18 protein-coding genes are annotated in these 18,346 nt (G+C 61.0%); 7 read left to right on the top strand and 11 right to left on the bottom strand.

Going from position 1 to position 18,346, the window contains the following annotated elements; translation table 11 throughout:
• Positions 1 to 167: 167 nt before the first annotated feature.
• From C6Y32_RS00205 to C6Y32_RS00190, 4 genes are all read right to left on the bottom strand, one after another.
• Positions 168 to 443 carry a metal-sensing transcriptional repressor gene (locus C6Y32_RS00205; RefSeq protein WP_105203152.1) on the bottom strand — a complete coding sequence of 92 codons (276 nt, stop codon included), beginning with the start codon at positions 441 to 443 and terminating at the stop codon, positions 168 to 170.
• Positions 444 to 567: 124 nt separating this feature from the next.
• Complete coding sequence (locus tag C6Y32_RS00200; protein WP_105203151.1) at positions 568 to 747, bottom strand: hypothetical protein; 180 nt, start codon at positions 745 to 747, stop codon at positions 568 to 570.
• 531 nt (positions 748 to 1,278) lie between these two features.
• Positions 1,279 to 2,277, bottom strand: a complete 999-nt coding sequence (locus tag C6Y32_RS00195) for a GGGtGRT protein (protein WP_105203150.1) — start codon at positions 2,275 to 2,277, stop codon at positions 1,279 to 1,281.
• A gap of 20 nt (positions 2,278 to 2,297) precedes the next feature.
• A complete protein-coding gene (locus C6Y32_RS00190; RefSeq protein ID WP_105203149.1) occupies positions 2,298 to 2,990 on the bottom strand; it encodes an iron-sulfur cluster assembly scaffold protein in 693 nt (230 codons plus the stop codon).
• A gap of 196 nt (positions 2,991 to 3,186) precedes the next feature.
• On the opposite strand from C6Y32_RS00190, the gene C6Y32_RS00185 reads away from it, so the two are divergent.
• The 3 genes from C6Y32_RS00185 to C6Y32_RS00175 all read left to right on the top strand — a co-directional run bounded on the left by C6Y32_RS00185 (position 3,187) and on the right by C6Y32_RS00175 (position 7,277).
• The gene (locus C6Y32_RS00185) at positions 3,187 to 3,435 is read left to right on the top strand and encodes a hypothetical protein (protein WP_129589345.1); all 249 of its coding nucleotides are present in this window, start codon (positions 3,187 to 3,189) and stop codon (positions 3,433 to 3,435) included.
• A 385-nt stretch (positions 3,436 to 3,820) separates the two neighbouring features.
• Entirely contained in the window at positions 3,821 to 6,559 is a 2,739-nt protein-coding gene (gene secA, locus C6Y32_RS00180) for a preprotein translocase subunit SecA (RefSeq protein ID WP_105203147.1), read from the top strand.
• A gap of 79 nt (positions 6,560 to 6,638) precedes the next feature.
• A complete protein-coding gene (locus C6Y32_RS00175) occupies positions 6,639 to 7,277 on the top strand; it encodes a hypothetical protein (RefSeq protein ID WP_105203146.1) in 639 nt (212 codons plus the stop codon).
• Between the two features lie 929 nt (positions 7,278 to 8,206).
• Here the strand turns inward: C6Y32_RS00175 and C6Y32_RS00170 are convergent.
• The 5 genes from C6Y32_RS00170 to C6Y32_RS00150 are packed head-to-tail and all read right to left on the bottom strand — an operon-like array spanning position 8,207 to position 12,442.
• Positions 8,207 to 9,091 carry a hypothetical protein gene (locus C6Y32_RS00170; RefSeq protein WP_105203145.1) on the bottom strand — a complete coding sequence of 295 codons (885 nt, stop codon included), beginning with the start codon at positions 9,089 to 9,091 and terminating at the stop codon, positions 8,207 to 8,209.
• Positions 9,092 to 10,432, bottom strand: coding sequence for an amidohydrolase family protein (locus C6Y32_RS00165; protein ID WP_105203144.1), 1,341 nt, complete (start codon positions 10,430 to 10,432; stop codon positions 9,092 to 9,094).
• Between the two features lie 60 nt (positions 10,433 to 10,492).
• Positions 10,493 to 11,188: an L-2-amino-thiazoline-4-carboxylic acid hydrolase gene (locus C6Y32_RS00160; RefSeq protein WP_105203143.1), complete on the bottom strand. Its 696-nt coding sequence runs from the start codon at positions 11,186 to 11,188 to the stop codon at positions 10,493 to 10,495.
• 22 nt (positions 11,189 to 11,210) lie between these two features.
• Positions 11,211 to 11,750, bottom strand: a complete 540-nt coding sequence (locus tag C6Y32_RS00155; protein WP_105203142.1) for an NUDIX domain-containing protein — start codon at positions 11,748 to 11,750, stop codon at positions 11,211 to 11,213.
• 17 nt (positions 11,751 to 11,767) lie between these two features.
• Entirely contained in the window at positions 11,768 to 12,442 is a 675-nt protein-coding gene (locus tag C6Y32_RS00150; RefSeq protein WP_105203141.1) for a Crp/Fnr family transcriptional regulator, read from the bottom strand.
• Between the two features lie 119 nt (positions 12,443 to 12,561).
• On the opposite strand from C6Y32_RS00150, the gene C6Y32_RS00145 reads away from it, so the two are divergent.
• Together C6Y32_RS00145 and C6Y32_RS00140 are read left to right on the top strand one after the other, a co-directional pair.
• A complete protein-coding gene (locus tag C6Y32_RS00145) occupies positions 12,562 to 13,044 on the top strand; it encodes a permease (protein ID WP_105203140.1) in 483 nt (160 codons plus the stop codon).
• Positions 13,041 to 13,562, top strand: a complete 522-nt coding sequence (locus C6Y32_RS00140) for a permease (protein ID WP_105203139.1) — start codon at positions 13,041 to 13,043, stop codon at positions 13,560 to 13,562. Before C6Y32_RS00145 ends, C6Y32_RS00140 begins: the two co-directional genes overlap by 4 nt.
• Positions 13,563 to 13,622: 60 nt before the next feature.
• On the opposite strand, the gene trhA is transcribed toward C6Y32_RS00140, so the two are convergent.
• Positions 13,623 to 14,276 carry a PAQR family membrane homeostasis protein TrhA gene (gene trhA, locus C6Y32_RS00135; RefSeq protein ID WP_105203138.1) on the bottom strand — a complete coding sequence of 218 codons (654 nt, stop codon included), beginning with the start codon at positions 14,274 to 14,276 and terminating at the stop codon, positions 13,623 to 13,625.
• 166 nt (positions 14,277 to 14,442) lie between these two features.
• On the opposite strand from trhA, the gene C6Y32_RS00130 reads away from it, so the two are divergent.
• Entirely contained in the window at positions 14,443 to 14,967 is a 525-nt protein-coding gene (locus C6Y32_RS00130; RefSeq protein WP_105203137.1) for a DUF1836 domain-containing protein, read from the top strand.
• A gap of 319 nt (positions 14,968 to 15,286) precedes the next feature.
• Here the strand turns inward: C6Y32_RS00130 and C6Y32_RS00125 are convergent, their stop codons facing one another.
• Complete coding sequence (locus C6Y32_RS00125; RefSeq protein ID WP_105203136.1) at positions 15,287 to 16,600, bottom strand: M20 family metallopeptidase; 1,314 nt, start codon at positions 16,598 to 16,600, stop codon at positions 15,287 to 15,289.
• A 472-nt stretch (positions 16,601 to 17,072) separates the two neighbouring features.
• Here C6Y32_RS00125 and C6Y32_RS00120 point away from each other — a divergent pair, with 472 nt between their 5' ends.
• Positions 17,073 to 18,269: a cation:proton antiporter domain-containing protein gene (locus C6Y32_RS00120; protein WP_105203135.1), complete on the top strand. Its 1,197-nt coding sequence runs from the start codon at positions 17,073 to 17,075 to the stop codon at positions 18,267 to 18,269.
• Positions 18,270 to 18,346 lie beyond the last annotated feature (77 nt).

The raw sequence follows: 18,346 nt of genomic DNA, 5'->3' as shown, positions 1-18,346 counted from the left end.
GTGGCACCTCTCTTTTTGTCTCTATACTTATAGAGGTATATGTTCTATTTGCATTATATACTTATAGGGGTATGCCCTGTCAAGCGGACAAAAAAAGAACAGCCGTAAAATCGGCTGTTTACAGGTGCATATAGACACCTCTGTGCGGCGGGCACAGGGGTGTACATCTAGATCATATTGGCAAAGCGCTCGACAGCTTTGGTGAAGTTTTTGATAGTGGCGTCAGCATCGCCATGCTCGATACCGTCGCGCACACAGTGGTTGATATGCCCCTCCAGCACTACCTGGCCCACCTTATGCAGCGCCGATTTAGCGGCGTTTATTTGGGAGAGGATATCCTCACAGGGAATGTCTTCATCGACCATGCGGTCGATCGCCTGTACTTGGCCGACGATCTTTTTTAAGCGGCGGTGCAGATTTTCTGCATCCATACATTGTTTCATGGCAGACGCCTCCTACTACTGCCCTGCGGAGCAGGTGTTTTCTTTGATTATGGGGGGGCGTGTAGATTTTGTCAAGACGATAACGGCCTAAAAGTCGGGAGATCCGGGAGGCCGCGCAGGTCGGTCAGTGGGACTCGGACAGCAGTTTGGGCTCGATCTCCAAGGCGTCGGTGCTGTCGAACAGGGCGGTCAGGGCTGGCGATGCGAACAACTGCGGCACCTCGATCTGGCTGACCCCCCACAAATGCCGGCAATGGGAGATACTTATATCCATCTGGTAACAGCGCCCACTCTGATCAGCCATTTACTCCACCTGCCTCTATCCTACTGCAGAGGGTCTAGCCACCTGTTCGGGTTCTGCTAAACTGAGCGGTTGCCATACTAAAAATTGCAAAAATTTATTCAGATAGAGCAAAACAAATATTTTTGAATGACGGGGCGCACTGGGCTGAAACTGCGATATAGGCGACTACAATCGCAGGAAAGCATTGAGCGTTTTGGGGCAAAGCGGTCGTCTGGTAAAAGAGTTGCCGGGAGACAAAAAGTACCGCATGGTGGGGGGATAGTCGCCATGTGAACGGGCAAGCGGCAGATGCTATTTATCGTTAGGTGCCGCCACTTTATAGATATAACGGCGCAATCCCGTAAAACTGACGATCTGGTGCGTGGAGATAACGTTTAAAAAACGAAAAAAAGAGCCGTTGGCCCATGTGCGGGGGCCGACAGCTCTTTTTTCATAATCAAGGAAGTTTGCCGCGCGCGGGCGGCGGTGGCACCTGACGGCGCCTATTATAAGGTACTACATTTCAAGCTTACAGCGATATGGAAAGGAGTTTTATTTACCCGCTTCCTCTACGGCGACCGCGCAGGCGACGGTGGCACCGACCATGGGGTTGTTGCCCATGCCGATGAGACCCATCATCTCAACGTGTGCGGGGACCGAGGAAGAGCCGGCGAACTGGGCGTCGCCGTGCATGCGGCCCATGGAGTCGGTGAGGCCGTAGGAGGCCGGGCCGGCAGCCACGTTATCCGGGTGCAGGGTACGGCCGGTACCGCCGCCGGAAGCCACCGAGAAGTACTTGACGTCGTTCTCGAACGCCCACTTTTTGTAGGTGCCGGCGACCAGATGCTGGAACCGGGTGGGGTTGGTGGAGTTGCCGGTGATGGATACATCGACCTTCTCGTGTTTCATGATGGCCACGCCCTCGAGCACGTCGTTGGCGCCGTAGCACTTGACGGCAGCGCGCTCGCCCTCGGAGTAAGCGGTCTCGTTTACCACTTTGAGCTCGCCGGTCTTAAAGTCGTACTCGGTCTGGACGTAAGTAAAGCCGTTGATGCGGGAGATGATGTAAGAGGCGTCTTTGCCCAGGCCGTTGAGGATGACGCGCAGGGGTTTTTTGCGGGCCTTGTTGGCGGTGCGTGCGATACCGATGGCGCCCTCGGCGGCGGCGAAGGACTCGTGGCCGGCCAGGAAGCAGAAGCAATCGGTCTCTTCGCGCAGCAGCATGGCGCCCAGGTTGCCGTGGCCCTGACCGACATTTCTCTGCTCGGCGACCGAGCCGGGGATGCAGAATGCCTGCAGGCCGATACCGATGGCCTCGGCAGCGTCGGCGGCTTTGGTGATACCTTTTTTCAGGGCGATGGCCACACCCAGGGTGTAGGCCCAAACGGCGTTTTCAAATGCGATAGGCTGTACGCCTTTTACGATCTCGTCTACATTGATCCCCTTGGATTTGCAGAGCTCGTCGGCAGCCTCGAGGCTCTCGAAGCCGTATTCGGCCAGGCATGCCTCGATCTTTGCCATTCTTCTCTCTTTACCTTCAAACTGTGCCATGTACGCTAACCTCCTTTTCCCTATTCCTCACGCGGGTCGATGTATTTGGCAGCGCCGTCGTAACGGCCGTATGTGCCGATGTTCTGCTCGTAAGCGGTGGTGGGATCTACGCCGTGGCGGATATCCTCGAGCATTTTGCCCACTTTGCAGAACTTGTAGCCGATGACCTCGTCGTTTTTATCCAGGGCGATGGAGAGGACATAGCCCTCGGCCATCTCGAGGTAGCGGACGCCTTTGGCGCCGGTGGAGTACATGGTACCCACCTGCGAGCGCAGGCCTTTGCCCAGGTCCTCCAAGCCGGCGCCGATGGGCAGGCCGTCCTCGGAGAAAGCAGTCTGGGTGCGGCCGTAGACGATCTGCAGAAACAGCTCGCGCATGGCGACATTGATGGCGTCACACACCAGGTCGGTATTCAGGGCCTCCAGAATGGTCTTGCCGGGCAGGATCTCGGCGGCCATGGCGGCCGAGTGGGTCATGCCGGAGCAGCCGATGGTCTCGACCAGGGCCTCCTGGATGACGCCCTCTTTGACGTTCAGGGTGAGTTTGCAGGTACCCTGCTGGGGGGCACACCAACCGACGCCGTGGGTGAGGCCGGAGATGTCGGGTATCTGGTAGGCTTTTACCCATCTGCCCTCTTCGGGAATGGGAGCCGGGCCGTGGTGCGGGCCTTTGGCCACGACACACATTTTCTCAACTTCATGAGAATAGTTCATTTGAAAACTCCTTTCGATTTTACTGACTTCCTTTTAAAGCTAAAAGTACAAATCGGCAAAATACATGCTCTGGACCCATTATACTGGGTCCGCCTGCTTTTCGCAAGTCGAAAACGCCGTTTTCGCCGGGGTGTGTGAAAATGTGAACAGGTGCTGTGCACCGGCCGTGCGGGAAAAGAGGGGGGTGTTTAGGGGGGTGTTTAGGGGGGTGTTTAGGGCGGTGTTGGGGATGGTGTTGGGGATGGTGTTGGGGATGGTGTTGGGGATGGTGTTGGGGGCGACATTTGGAGAGGAGGGGTATGTGGCGGCAGCGGTGGGAGGCTGCAGATCGTGCGGGAAACAGGTCGGGCTGTGCTGTACTGGGTCGGGCTGGGCCGGGCTGGATTGGGCTGTGCTGGGGTGGGTCGGGCTGAACCGAGTGGGGCGTTTGATGCCGGTGCAGTAGAGAGGAGCGCGCAGACAGGTATACAGATATGTGCCCAGCACAGCGGAGCCAAGCAGTATAGGGCCGGGGCGGGCGACAACGCGGTATGTGGGCGCAGAGCGACGGCACTGCCTAAAAGAAAAAGGCGTGCCCGCCCAGCCAGAGGTGGAGGGGACGACCCTGGCGCCGGGGACCGCGGCGGTATGGGAGGCGGGGCGGCGGACAAACCTTAAAAGTGTATGACGATCGCGGCGGGAAAGCCCTGCTTTGATTGACAAGCCCAAAACCAACAGGTACAATGTAATTTGGTATCTTATTCTTATTCCTGTTCTTGTATACACGCGTGATGATACGCTTACCCATCTGTGCGCAGCCGCTGTGCACCGATATTTTGAGGTGATTATTTTTGGGACTGAAAGAGATGTTGTTTGGCTCTTACAGCAAAAAAGAGCTGAAGCGGGTAGACCCCATCGCCAAAAAAGTATTTGCGCTGGAGGACACCTACCGCGCATACAGTGACGCCCAGCTGCGCGAGACCACGCAGAAGCTGAAAGACCGGCTGGCCGCCGGGGAGACGCTGGACGACATTTTGCCCGACGCCTTTGCCTGCTGCCGCGAGGCGGCCGACCGGGTGCTGGGCATGCGCCACTTCCCGGTACAGGTGATCGGCGGCATCGTGCTGCACCAGGGGCGCATTGCCGAGATGAAGACCGGTGAGGGCAAGACGCTGGTGGCCACGCTGCCGGCCTACCTTAACGCCTTGGCCGGTAAAGGGGTGCACATCGTCACCGTCAACGACTATTTGGCCAAGCGCGACAGCGAGTGGATGGGCAAGGTATACCGCTTTTTGGGCCTGAGCGTGGGGCTGATCGTAAACGGGATGGACAACGCCCAGCGGCGCGAGGCCTACGGCTGCGACATCACCTACGGCACCAACAACGAGCTGGGCTTTGACTACCTGCGCGACAACATGGTCATCTACAAGGAAAACAAGGTGCAGCGCGGGCACAACTTCGCCATCGTCGACGAGGTGGACTCGATCCTCATCGACGAGGCCAGGACCCCGCTGATCATCTCGGGGCAGGGCGACAAGTCGACCGAGATGTACAAGATCGCCGACCAGTTTGCCAAGAGCCTGCGCATGACCAAGGTGGCCGAGCTCAACGACAAAGAGGACAACGACGAGATAGAGGGCGACTACATCGTCGACGAGAAAGCCAAGACCGCCACCCTGACCAAAGAGGGCATTAAAAAGGCGGAAAAATATTTTAACATCGAAAACCTCAACGACGCCGAGAACATGGAGATCGCCCACCACATCAACCAGGCCATCCGGGCCCGGGGCATTATGGTGCGGGACGTGGACTATGTGGTGAAAGACGGCGAGGTCATCATCGTCGACGAGTTCACCGGGCGCCTGATGATCGGCCGCCGCTTCAATGAGGGCCTGCACCAGGCCATCGAGGCCAAAGAGGGCGTGAAGGTGCTGCGGGAGTCTAAGACGCTGGCCACCATCACCTTCCAAAACTACTTCCGGATGTACCAGAAGCTCTCGGGCATGACCGGTACGGCGCTGACCGAGCAGGTGGAGTTTACCGAGATCTACAAGCTGGACGTCATCGAGATACCCACCAATCGGCCCAACGTGCGGCAGGACCACAACGACCGCATCTACAAGACCGAGGCGGCCAAGTTCCGCGCGGTGATCGAGCAGATCGTGGAGAGCCACAAAAAGGGCCAGCCGGTGCTGGTGGGCACCATCTCGATCGAGAAGTCGGAGCATTTGAGCAGCCTGCTGAAAAAGCAGGGCATCAAGCACGAGGTGCTCAACGCCAAATACCACGAAAAAGAGGCCGAGATCGTGGCCCAGGCCGGCCAGAAAGGCGCGGTGACCATCGCCACCAACATGGCCGGGCGCGGCACCGATATCGTGCTGGGCGGCAACGCCGAGTTTATGGCCAAGACCGAGATGCGCCGGCAGGGCTACGCCGAGGAGCTGATCGCCGAGTCGACCGGGCACTCGGAGACCGAGGACGAGGAGATCCTGGCGGCCAGAAAGACATTTGCCGAACTGGAGGAGAAGTACAGAGAGCAGATCCGCCAGGACGCCGAGGCGGTAAAGGAGGCCGGCGGCCTGTTTATCATCGGCACCGAGCGCCACGAGTCGCGCCGTATAGACAACCAGCTGCGCGGCCGTGCCGGCCGCCAGGGCGACCCGGGCGAGACCATCTTTTTCCTGTCGCTGGAAGATGACCTGATGCGGCTGTTTGGCGGCGAGCGGGTGCAGAACATGATGGGCTCGCTGGGGCTGGAGGAAGACCAGCCCATCGAGATGAAGGTGCTGACCAACGCCATCGAGAGCGCTCAGCGCAAGGTGGAGGGCCGCAACTTCGGCATCCGCAAAAACGTGCTGCGCTACGACGACGTGATGAACAAGCAGCGCGAGATCATCTACGCCCAGCGCGACAAGGTGCTAAACGGCGAGGACGTGCACCAGAACATCGTCACCATGCTGGAGGACACGGTGCAGTCGGCAGTGTCGAGCTACATCGCCGCCGACTCGGACCCCAGCGAGTGGAACATCAAGGGCCTTAAGAGCCACTACCTGGGCTGGATACTAGACGAAGACGACCTGCACTACACCGAAAAAGAGCTGGCCGACCTGACCCCCGACAAGCTGCGGGAGACCATCATCGAAAAGGCCAAGGTCCTGTACGCGGCCAAGGAGGAGCTCTACGGCGCCAAGATCATGCGCGAATTGGAGCGGGTGGTGCTGCTGCGGGTGGTGGACACCAAGTGGATGGATCACATCGACGCCATGGAGGAGCTGAAGCAGGGCATCTACCTGCGCTCCTACGCCCAGAAAGACCCGGCGGTGGAGTACCAGATCGAGGGCTTTGACATGTTCGACGAGCTCATCGAGTCGATCAAAGAGGACACGGTGAAGATGGTGCTGACCATGGTGATCAAGACCCAGGAGGAGCCCAAGCGCGAGCAGGTGGCCAAGCCGGCGGCGGCCAGTGCCGGCAGCGGCGACGGCACTGCCAAAAAAGAGCCGGTGCGCAAAAAGAAGATCGGCCGCAACGACCCCTGCCCCTGCGGCAGCGGCAAGAAGTACAAAAAGTGCTGCGGCAGAGACCTGTAGCCATAAAAGCGACGGCGCTTTAGGGGCCGCCGGTGTGCACGGGCCTTTGTCCACGACATTTGGAAGGTATGGAACAGATATGAAAAAGTGGTTGCTGGGAACGCTGCTGGTGGCGATACTGCTCTCGGGCGCAGTGGTGTACTTTTTGTACGACGCGCTGGGGGTGGATGTGTTCGGCGGCAAGGAAGATACGGCCGACGTCACCTATTCGCTGATGACCGAAGACACCGAGCGCGACGGCAACACCTACAGCCTGCGCACGCAGACGGCCGAGGACGGCAGCCAGACCAGAGAACTGGTTTATAAAGAGCCGCAGAGCGACGGCGACAAGGTGGTGGCCAGCGGCCTTACCAGCTGTATTTTGGGCAAGAACAACCTGTATTACCAGCGGGGGCTGGAGCTGCATGCCGCCAAGCTGGACGGCACGGATGACAAGCTGCTGGCTACCCTACCCGAGGGCAGCGAGATGATCTCGCTGACTTCGGGCTGGATGTACATAGTGGTGAACCGGGTGAAGCTGGTGCGGGTGGCGGCAGACGGCAGCGGCGCACAGAACGACGTGACCGACCTGTCGCTGTCGGGGCAGGTGTTTGCCACCCCTGCCAACGCCGAGGGGTTCACCTTTGCCATCAGCGGTGACTGGGTGGAGATCGGCAACTACAAAAACGGCGGATTTCGCATCCATGCCGACGGCAGTGGCGAGAGAAAGCCGCTGTAGTCGGAGCCACTGACCGCCGGGGCAGACCGTATAAAGAGGAGCAGCTGCACACATTTGTGTGCAGCTGCTCCTCTTTTTGATGAAATGGGCATGTGGTGCGGGTAGAGTGGCGTTGGAACGTTGGGGCGGGGGTGTGATCTGGGGCAGTATGTACTGGATAAATAGGGCGCAGCAGCGGGCATGGCGGCAGGTACGGTGGGAGCGGTAGGAACGATGGGGCCGGTGAGGGCTTTTGCTGCCGGAGCGCTATAGAGTCCGCCAGCGGGCCATATGGGGGTTTAGGGCAGGCTGTTGTTGGGAAGGCAGCTCAAATTATTAAGGCAGAGCGTTAGCGCGGACACAAGAGCCAAATTTTGCCGGTGGTGCTGCCGGGCAAAGCGCGGTGCAGCGCAACATGTATCGGCGGGGGCGATGTCGCCGGCAGGTATAGGGCTGACTCCCCGGACCGGACCGCAGAAAAGCTGCACAAAAAGGAGCCGGTAGGCGGTGGTCTCCCCTCCCCGATGGGTACCGGGCGGCGGGGATATTACAGCAGGCCGCTCTGTTTGTAGGAGTGTTGGCGGTCTGAGGGAAAACGGGTCGAGCCCCGGAGAGGGGCAGTGGTGATAGTGGGGATGGATGAGCGTGGACGGCGGCGGGCAGCAATGGCGATATAGCTGCCTGCCCGCCCGCCAGGAAAATGACAGGACTGTGCTGCGATCGTGCCACCTGCCACCGGGCCGGTGAGCAGTTGGCAGGTCGTGGCGTCATGGTCTCATGGCATCGCGATGTGCTGTGTGCGGTGTGCTATGTGCGGTGTACAGTACCGGGACAAATGCCGCCTTTGGCCCTGGCGAGAAGACCTGTGCCGGGGCGGCGTGGACAGACGCGAGCAGGGCCCCGGTACCTCTTTGGGTGCCGGGGCCCTGCGGGAAATGGGGCTGAGTTATTTATTTGAGCAGGCCGGGGAGACTGGTAGCATCTTTGAGCTTTACAGACACCGTTTGGGCTGTGTCGGCGTTAAAAGAAGCCTCCAACGCAAAGATGGGCTGGGTAGCACTGTCTTTGCGCACCGGATCGCCGAAGGCAAAGCGGCGCAGCGCATCGGGGTTTTCGGCGGCGACGGCCTGATCCTGCAGGCCGTAGGCGTCGAGATCTTGCCGGATGCCGTCGATGGCGGCCTGCTCGCTCTCGTAGCGCTGGGCGGTGCCCGGCTCGGCCGCCGTATCGAACAGGGTGATGCCTTCTCCGGTGTAGCGGTTGCCCGCCTCGCTGTGGGTGAAGGCGTAGGACCGCACCGGCCGCAGCTTTCCGTCTTTAAGCTGGTACACCCAGAGCGCGCTGCCCCAATCGGGCAGAAACGGGGACTGCATGCTCTGACTGGTGACACAGAGATAGCGCACCCCGTCTTTTTCGCGGATAAACAGCTGTTTGTGCTCGCTGCCGTACTGCAGGGTGGGCAGGCTGCACAGCTGGCCTATCTGCCGGACTTGCCCATCCCGAAGGCCGTACACCGCCGCCACAAACTGGGCACTGCCCTGCTGGTCTTTGGGGATGGCGGCGGTGAGCAGCTCTTTTTGGCTGTCGCCGTCGAGATCGCCGATATAGGCGCTGCACAGGCCCAGCTTTTGGCTGGAGCTGGTGGGGGTGCGCCAGGGAAAGGTATAGGTGCTCTGCTGCAGGTAGCCCATCTCGGCAGCCTGTTCGCTGATAAAGGTGCGGTAGAGGTTCGTCGGCTCGGGCGTCGGGTCCTGCTCTGCACCGCAGCCGACCAGCGACACAGCGGCCAGCAGGGCCAACAGCAGCCGCGCCGGAGCGCGCAGACGGGTATGCATTTAGGCGATACCCGCCCGCACGGCCATGGTCTGCATGTGCTCTTTGGCCTGGGCGAGGATCTTTTTCTGGTCGAGGGTGAGTACCTGGCGGTCTTTCATGACCAGCTTGCCGTCGATGACCGAGTCGACCACGTCGCCGCCGGTGACCGCCTCGACCAGCGTGCTGACCAGGTTGAAGGTGGGGCTGATATGGGGCTGGTCGATATCGATACAGATGATATCGGCCTTTTTGCCCACCTGCAAGCTGCCCAGACTGTCGCCCTGCAGCAGCGCGTTGGCGCCGCCCTGGGTGGCCATGTCGACGATCTGCTCCACCCGCAGCACCACCGGGTCGAAGATGGGCAGGCCCCAGTAGGCGATGATGCCGTTGCGCAGCACCTTCATCTCGTCGAACAGGTTTAGACTGCTGGAACAGCAGCCGTCGCTGCCCAGGCCCACCGACAGGCCCTGCTCGAGGATGCGCGGCGTTTTGGGGAAACCGTGGTTGGAGAGGTTGGCGCGGGGGCAGTGCACCACCTTGACCCCCCGCCGGGCCATGAGGGCGATATCGCTCTCGGACAGCACCACATTGTGGGCGGTGAGCAGGTTGTCGCGCAGCATGCCCATCTCCTCCAAGTACTCGGCCGGGCGCAGGCGGTAGTTCTGCAGGCAGAAACTGACCTCGTCTTTGTGCTCGCACAGGTGGGCGTGCACGCCGGTGCCCAGCTCGCGGGCGCGCTGAGCGGTGGCGCGGACCAGCTCGGGCGAGCAGGTCATGACCTGACGCATGCCAAACCAGATATGTACCCGGTCGTTTCCGGCGCCGTGGAACTGGCGGTAGAGCTCCTCGGTCTGGCGGATGTTCTCCTCCGGCGAATCTTTCATGCTGTCGGGGATGGCGGGACCGATGTCCATGGTGGAGCGGGTGATGCAGGCGCGCATGCCCGACTCGAGCACGGCGCGGACCACTTGGTCCATGTGGCGGCCGCCGGAATCGGCAAAAGAAGTGGTGCCGGATTTTATCATCTCGAGGCAGGAGAGCTGGGCGCTGACATACACGTCCTCCTCGTCGAGATTGCTCTCAAACGGGACCAGAAAGCGGGTCCAGATCATGGGGTACTCGTCGGTAACTTTGGCGCGCAGCAGCTGCTGGCAGGTGTGGTGGTGGGCGTCGACCAGGCCGGGCATAGCCAGCTTTCCCCGGCCCGACAGCGTTTGGGCCGGCTGGTATTTGACGGCCAGGTCGGCGGCGGGGCCTATCTCGACGATATTGCCGCCGGTGACGGCGATGGAGACGTCCTCTCTGACGGTGTAGTCGGGCATGAGGGCCGACGCGCCGCTGATGAGCAGGTCACAAACCATAGTTTTTCCTCCTGTGCAAATGGGTGGCGGGCGTATAGGACGGCCGGTGGGGCCGGGGCGCTAGATGGCAGAAAAATCCTGGCTGGCGGCCGTCTGTACCGCTGCCAGCGCCGCCAGACCGTACTGACCGGCAAAGTCTTGCTCGGCCGTGGCGATCACCGAGTCGGCACACTGGGGCAGCTGGGTGCGCAGTGTGTCGGTGAGCGCGCGGTAGAGATGGGCGGTGTGGTAGAGGAAATCGCGCTGGTTTTGTTCTCCCATCTGGGTTTTGCGGCGGGCAAAATCGGCCATTGCCTCTCCGCTGAGATCGGCCCCGTACCAGACGAAATGGCAGTGGTCGGCCCCAGCTGAGAGCACGCCTTCGATGCCCAGGTGCAGTGCGGGGGCGAAACCGCGCACCAGGTTTTCGTCGACATACTGGCAGTAGAGCTTTGCGTACTCCAGCAGGCCGAGTTTCTCCCACGCCTCGCACCAGCCGCAATGGGTGGTAGCGGTGGTATAGTGGGGCGAAACAGATAGCGGCTGCGAGATGTTTTTGCCCTCTTTGTCGGCCCATTCGCCGTACAGAAGATAGCTGTTCATATCCAGCGGCGCCCCGTCGCGCACAGCGCGCAGCGCCATACGGCGGCCCCGCTGCTGGCCGTAGAGGCAGGTGGCCTCGGCCATGGCACGACGGCCCTCCTCCCCAGCGGCGACGATGGCGGCACGGGCAAAGTAGCCGTAGAGCGCGGCGTGGTGTTCGATCAAAAATTCCATGATCTATCCCTCCCTGTACTGTCTATTCTAGCGGTCGGGGATCGACCTGTCCAGACAAAATTTGCATCTTCACTTTGTGCAGCACCCAGGGCAGTTCGGGATAGATATACAGCTGCCCCTGCCCGGCGCGGGCGCGGATCTCGGCGGTGGTGGCCCAGCGGGCGGCGGCGACTTCTTCGGGCTGCAGCGTCAGCGCGCCGACCGGGCAGGTGAGCGCGGCGGCATAGACATCCCACAGTGTGTCGCCGTGGGGCAGCAGCCGGGCGACGGGTTGCAGCGCTGTGGGGGACAAGGTAAGGCCCAGCTCTTCTTTGGCCTCGCGCAGGCAGGCCTGCTCACTGGTCTCGCCGGTCTGTACGCCGCCGGTGGTGGCTCCCCAGTACCCCGGCAGCACGTGGCAGCTTTTGGCCCGCCGGCACAGCAGGAGCTGGCCGTCTGGCCGGTATAGCCACAGCTCTACTGCCATAAAGTAGCAGCCGGCGGGGGCGGCGGTGCCGCGGGCGACCGGCCGGCCGACACGCCGGCCGCAGCGGGTATAGAGATCGCGGTATTCGGTTGGCACGGTATCTACCTCCCCTGCTAGTCGGGCAGCTGCCCGGCCAGCGGGCCCAACAGCTGAAAGTGATCTTTGTGAAAAGAGATGAGACCGTCGGCGCGCATGCGGGAGAGCTCGCGGGAGAGCGCGCTGCGGTCGGCATCGAGGTACTGGGCCATTCCGGCCCGGTCGAGCGGGACCACGACATCGGCCCGCCGCTGCCGCCCGGCCAGCTGCAACAGATAGGTGAGCACCTTTTGCCGCAGCGTGGGGCGGATGAGACAGTCGTTGCGATCGTGCAGGGCCATAGCTTTAGCGGCCAGTTGGGCCTGATAGTTTGTAAGCAGCTGCCGGTGGGCCGGGCAACAGCGGCCGCAGTAGCCGGTGAGCCGGTCGGCAGGGAAAAACAGCACGGCCAGATCGCTGACCGCCCGTACCGCCACCGGGCTGGAACGGCCGCTGGCAGCCAGCAACACCCCGACGGAACTGCCGGGGACCAGCAGGGTGATGGTCACCTCTTTGCCGGTGATATCGCTTTTGACGCTGTGGGCCCGGCCGCTGAGCACCACCCCCACCTGCGACACCTGCTGCCCGGGCCAGAGCACTGTTTGCCCGGGGCGGTACCGGCGGGTAACGGCCTGCAGGCAGTGCAGCAGTGCCGGCAGCGCCGCCGGCGGTATGTGCGCAAACAGCGGTGCCGAAGCGGGCAGCTGTATCATGGTGGACCCCTCCCCTATTTGCCACTTATGTTGCGCGGGCAACTTACGGCACTGCCCCTATCATACTATAGTGTTGGCAGCGCCGCAAGTGAGGCGACGATGAGTGAGGAGGGCAAAAAATGGTTTATACGGCGCTTTTATACGCGGTCACGGCGGCGCTGCTAGGGGTGTCGCTGTGGCGGGACCGGGGCAAGACCCGGCAGGCGCTGGGTGTGGCCTGGCGGATGTTTTGCCGGGTACTGCCCCAGTTTGGGGGGATCTTGCTGCTGGTGGGCTCGCTGCTGGCGGTGCTGCCGCCGGCGGTGATCAGCCGCTATTTGGGCGGTGGCAGCGGGTCGGCGGGCATGCTGGTGGCGGCGGGACTGGGCGCGGCGGCGGTGGTGCCGGTACTGGTGGCTTTTCCCATCGCGGCCCAGCTTTTACAGGGCGGCGCCGGAGTGGCACAGATCGCCGTGTTTTTGGGAACGCTGACGACGGTAGGGCTGGTGACGCTGCCGCTGGAGATACGATACTTGGGGGTCAAGGTAGCGCTGTGGCGCAACTTGCTGGCACTGGCTGCCGCCTTTGGCAGTGCATATATATTAGAGGTAATATTTTTATGAAGAGATACTTATTGCTATTTAGCTCTCTACTGTTGTTTTTGATCCTGTGGGCGCTGGACCCGGCGGCGGGCACCCAAGCCCTGCGGCTGACCGGGCAGAGCGCGCGGACCTTTCTGTTGGCGCTGCCGCCGGTGTTTTTGTGTGTGGGGCTGCTGGAGGTGTGGGTGCCCCGCCCAGCCATGGCCGCACTGATGGGCGAGCAGGCCGGCTGGCGCGGCGCCGGACTGGCCTTTTTGCTGGGGATGGTGACGGCGGTGCCTTTTTATGCGCTGCTGCCGGTAGCGGCCATGCTGCTTAAAAAAGGGGCCCGCATACGCAATATGCTGCTTTTTTTGTGTGCCAGCAACGCTGTGCGGGTGCCACTTTGGCTGTTTGAGGCCGGGGCGCTGGGCTGGACCTTTGCACTGGTGCGATTGGGGGTAAACACGGCGGCGGTGTTTGCCACCGCCCAGCTGATCGAGTGGCTGCTGACCCCGGCGCAGCGCACAGCGCTGTACCGACGGGCCGAAGAGTTGTGAGAGCGGACACCAAAAAAGCCGGGCGCTGCCGCCCGGCCCGGTGATGCCGCTCTGTGGGTGTTAGAGGATAACGTAGAAGTAGATGGCCAGAAAGTGGAAAAAGGTACCCACCAACACAAAGATATGAAACAGCTCGTGATGGCCGAAATTGGGCCACAGATCGGGCTTTTTGAGGGCGTACATGACCCCGCCCACCGTGTAGGAGACCCCACCGGTGGCCAGCAGCGCCGTCATACCGGCGGGCATGTGGGCAAAGATGGAAAAGTCAAACACCAGCGCCCAGCCCATGAGGATATACACCGCCGCCGACAGCCAGTTGGGGGCGGTGATCCAGCACATTTTTACCAGGATACCGGCGATGGCGATGCCCCACAGCACCCCCATGAAGACCAGCGCATGGGGCAGCGGCTGGTAGCGGAAATAGATGGGGGTGTAGGTGCCGGCAATGAGCACATAGATCATGGAGTGATCGAACTTGCGCAGGCGGCGCAGCCGGTCGGCCCGACCATTATAGTAATGGTACACCGAGCTTGCAGTATACAGTGCCAACATGGAAATGCAGAATACCAGGCCTGCCGCCGCATAGGTGCGGGGCGTGCCGGCGATAAGGCCGGTGGTCACGACCAGCAGCGTGCCGGCGCCGGCCAGCAGGATGCCGATGAAGTGGGTGAAACTGTCGATGGGGTCACGGGCGCGCTGAAAGTAGGTCCACATAGCAATTCTCCTATCATAAGCAAGCGCAAACTTTATTATGTAGTTTTTAAAACTATATTTATGTTAGTATATTACCACTTATTGATATTATATGCAAGCGACATATTGATTTCTATACTAGTTCATAGTATGATAGAAACATAAAAGCTGTGAAGAGGTGATCGCCATGGAAAAAGTGACCGAGATCGTACAGAAAGCACTGCACCGCGAGGATATGCAGCTGCGGGACATCCCCCAGATCGACCTGTATATGGACCAGGTGCTGACCCTGTTTAGCCAGCACGGCGGCGACAACATGCTGACCAAGACGATGATCAACAACTACCGCAAAGAGGAGATTATACGCCCGCTGGCGGGAAAAAAGTACACCAAGAACCACATCATACAGATGCTGCTCATCTACAACCTGAAATCGGTGCTCTCTATCAGCCAGATCGGACAGGTATTGGGCGAGTGCTACGGTGCACTGGAGAGCGACAATGCCCTGCAGATGGCCTACAGCGAATTTTTGGAGCGCGCGCCACAGCTGGAAGAGACCACCGCCGGGCTGCTGTGCGACCTCATCCCCCAAGAGACGTTGGACGACAGCGGCGACTTGTTGGCCGCGGTGCTGGTGCTCTCGCGGCTGAGCCAGCAGGTACAGGATGTGGCGGCGGCGCTGGTAGAGCAGCACTTTGCCGCCGAGAAGTGACCGCGACCGGCTGTTTTTGCCGCAGGATGCGGTCGTTTGCCGGAGAGACCGTCCCTGCGCGGCGCCAGATAGGCCGATCGACTGATCACGGCGGTGGGATACGATTTTTTGTAGCGGTGGGCTGGCGGCGGCTATAAGCTATAAGCTGCTGTTTGCGCCAACGACTGTAAAAATACTGCCCCGTTTGGCGGCAAAAAAAGCACCCGTACAGGAAAAACCTGTACGGGTGCTGATGTATTGGTATACTGGTATGCTGGTGTTACGGCTATTTTACGCCGAAGAGAGCTGCCACCGCGCGGGCGCCGCTAGAACCGGGAGGTCACTCGGCCACACCGCACCAGTCGAGAATGGTCTGGGCGATATTTTTGGTGCAGCGGATGAGCTGATCGATGGAGACGTACTCGTCGACCTGATGGGCCTTCCAGGCCGGGCCGGGGCCGTAGTTGATGGTGGGGATGCCCACGTTGCAAAACCAACCCATATCGGTGTGGCCCAAGGCGCCAGTGATATCTGGCTTTTGCCCCTCTACCTGCTCCACCGCGCCGACCACCGTCTGTACAAAGTCGCTGTCGGCCGGGGTCTCGCCGCAGTCGGCGTTGAGGATCCACTCGACTTTGGGCGGGTTCTCGCGCAGCCAGGGGTCGGTATCGGCCACCTGCTTGACGAAATCGAGCACCTGCTGTTTGACCTTGGAGCCCATGCCGTTTTGGTCGTTTTCCTCCGGCAGGTACTGCACGTCAAAGATGATCTCGCAGCTGCCGGCATAGGTGGTGGGGTACTCGCCGGCATTGATCTGGGCCACCTTGAACTGGCAGGGGATGGGCAGCAGCGGGTGCCGCTTGGTGAAGCCCCACTCCTCGTTGAGGCGATCGATCTGATCGAGGTAGAGGCGGGCCTTGTCGATGGCGTCGACAGCGCCGCCGGTGCGCCAATCGGTCTTAAAGTGCTCGATGTGGCCGGGGCGGCCGGGCACGATGAGCTTGCCCCACAGGATACCGCGGCATAGCGGCTCGACAAGCATCTCGGTCCCCTCGGTGATGATGCAGGCGTCGGCCCGGCGGCCGTCGCCGCCCACCAGCGCCAGTGTACCCATGCCGCCGGCCTCCTCATCGACGACGGTGCCGATACGCACATCTCCCTTTAAGGTGATGCCCGCCTGTTTGATGGCCTTGAGGGCCATGATCATTGCCGCTACACCGCCTTTCATATCGGTGGCACCGCGGCCATAGAGCTTGTCGCCGTCGATATCGCCGCCGAAGGGATCGACCGTCCAGCCCTCACCCAGCTGCACCACATCGACGTGGCCCGACAGCATGATGGAGCGGCCACCACCGGCACCTTTGCACTCGGCGTACAGGTTGGGGCGGTCCTCGAAGGTGTGACCCTCCATGTAGCCGGCCTTGTCGGCGTATTTGCGCAGCGCCTCAGGGTCGGGACAGCGCAGCTCGGACTCGAGGCCCAGCTCGTCTTGGAGATACTGCTGGATGTAGCGCTGGACGTCCCCCTCCCCTTTGAGCTCCTCTTTTTCGTCGAAGGCGGGGTTGACTGACGGGCGGCGGATGAGCTCCTGCAGAAAACCGATGATCTGCTGACTGTTTTGATCGATCCAGTCCATGACCTGTTTATTTTCCATGGTGCGCTCCTTTCAAGGCGGGTCTATCAGGCGGTGTGTAAAAGCGTTTTTACTCTCTCATGTATCACCACTATACCACCTGTGGGAGCGGGTTTCTATTGACAAATTGGCTATCGTTTTTTCCTCTTTTTTGGCAGGGGTGAAAAGTGGCTGTGCGCCGGCGGCTGGGGAAGTGGCGGATGGACCGACGTAGGGCGGCCTGTCGATACCGACTGGCCCGGACACATCCTATCTGCGGCATGCTGCGTGCCGGCCGCAGATAGGCGTTGACAGCGGTACGTATGGTGTGCTAGGATAATGGGGCCGGCTTTGGAGCCGGTGGGGAATGATGTCCTCCCCGGGCCCAGAGCCCGAACCGCACCGGAGATAGTCGGGGCTGATGGCTTCTGCGAGAGATGCTCGCGGTAGCTGTCGGCCCTTTTTTGTTTGCCGGCGGCAGCCGCCGGATAAGAGAGATAAGGGGGAATGTATTGTGCTGACAGATATGGCACTGTTGTTTTTAGGCGGCTGGTTTTTGGGTGAGCTGTGCAAAAAAACAGGGCTGCCGGCGCTGGTGGGCATGCTGCTGGCAGGCGTTATTTTGGGACCGGGGGCGCTGGGGCTGCTGCAGGGGGGGATCTTGGCCATCTCGGCCCCGCTGCGACAGCTGGCGCTGGTGATCATTTTGGCGCGGGCCGGGCTGGCGCTGCACCCAAAAGACCTGTTGGCTGTGGGGCGACCGGCGCTGTTGCTGTGCTTTTTGCCGGCGACTTTTGAGATATTGGGCATGCTGCTGTTGGCCCCGCCCCTGCTGGGGGTGAGCGTGCTGGAGGCCGGCATCATCGGCGCGGTGGTGGCGGCGGTATCGCCGGCGGTGGTGGTGCCGCGGATGCTGGCGCTGATCGAAGATAACCGTGGGCAGCAGCGGCACATCCCGCAGATGATCATGGCTGGGGCCTCGGTGGACGATGTGTTCGTCATCGTGGTGTTTACCGCCCTGACCGGGGTGGCGGCCGGGGGCGGCAGTTTTTCGCCGGCAGTACTGGGACAGGTGCCGATATCCATTTTGTTGGGGGCCGGGGCCGGGGCTCTGTGCGGGCTTTTGCTGGGCGTATTTTTTGCCCGGTCTTTTCTGCCGGTGCCACTGCGGACGGTGTTGTTTTTGGCTGTCTCGTTTTTGCTGCTGGAGGTGGAAAACCAGCTGAAGGGCTACTGCCCCTTTTCGGGTCTGCTGGGCATTGTGGCCATGGGCATGGCGCTTTTATGGCGTACGCCGGACCGGGCAGCCGAGCTGGCCGGCAGTTTTTCCTCGCTGTGGGTGGGCGCCGAGATCCTGCTGTTTTCACTGGTGGGGGCAGCGGTGGACCTGCGGTATTTGGCGCTGTGCGGGCTGGCGGCGGTCTGTTGTGTGGCCGGTGGGCTGATCTTTCGCGCGCTGGGGGTACTGCTGTGTGTGATAAAGACCCCGCTGTGCAAAAAAGAGAGGCTTTTCTGCGCAGCTGCCTATCTGCCCAAAGCCACCGTACAGGCGGCCATTGGCGGGGTACCGCTGGCTATGGGTCTTGGCTGCGGCAGCACCGTACTGGCGGTGGCGGTAGTGGCTATTTTGCTGACTGCCCCGCTGGGGGCGCTGCTCATCGACAAACTGGGGCCCCGGCTGCTAAAAAAAGATGGGGGGAGGCCGGTCTAAATACAGAGCGAGCCGCCGGCTACAAGGCCTGGCGGCTCGCATTTTGTTCTCGCTGTGCCCCTGTGCCTGCAACATAG

The organism is Neobittarella massiliensis (ex Bilen et al. 2018), from assembly GCF_900289145.1.
Lineage (GTDB): Bacteria > Bacillota > Clostridia > Oscillospirales > Ruminococcaceae > Neobittarella > Neobittarella massiliensis.
This window is presented reverse-complemented; position numbering and strand designations above follow the sequence as displayed.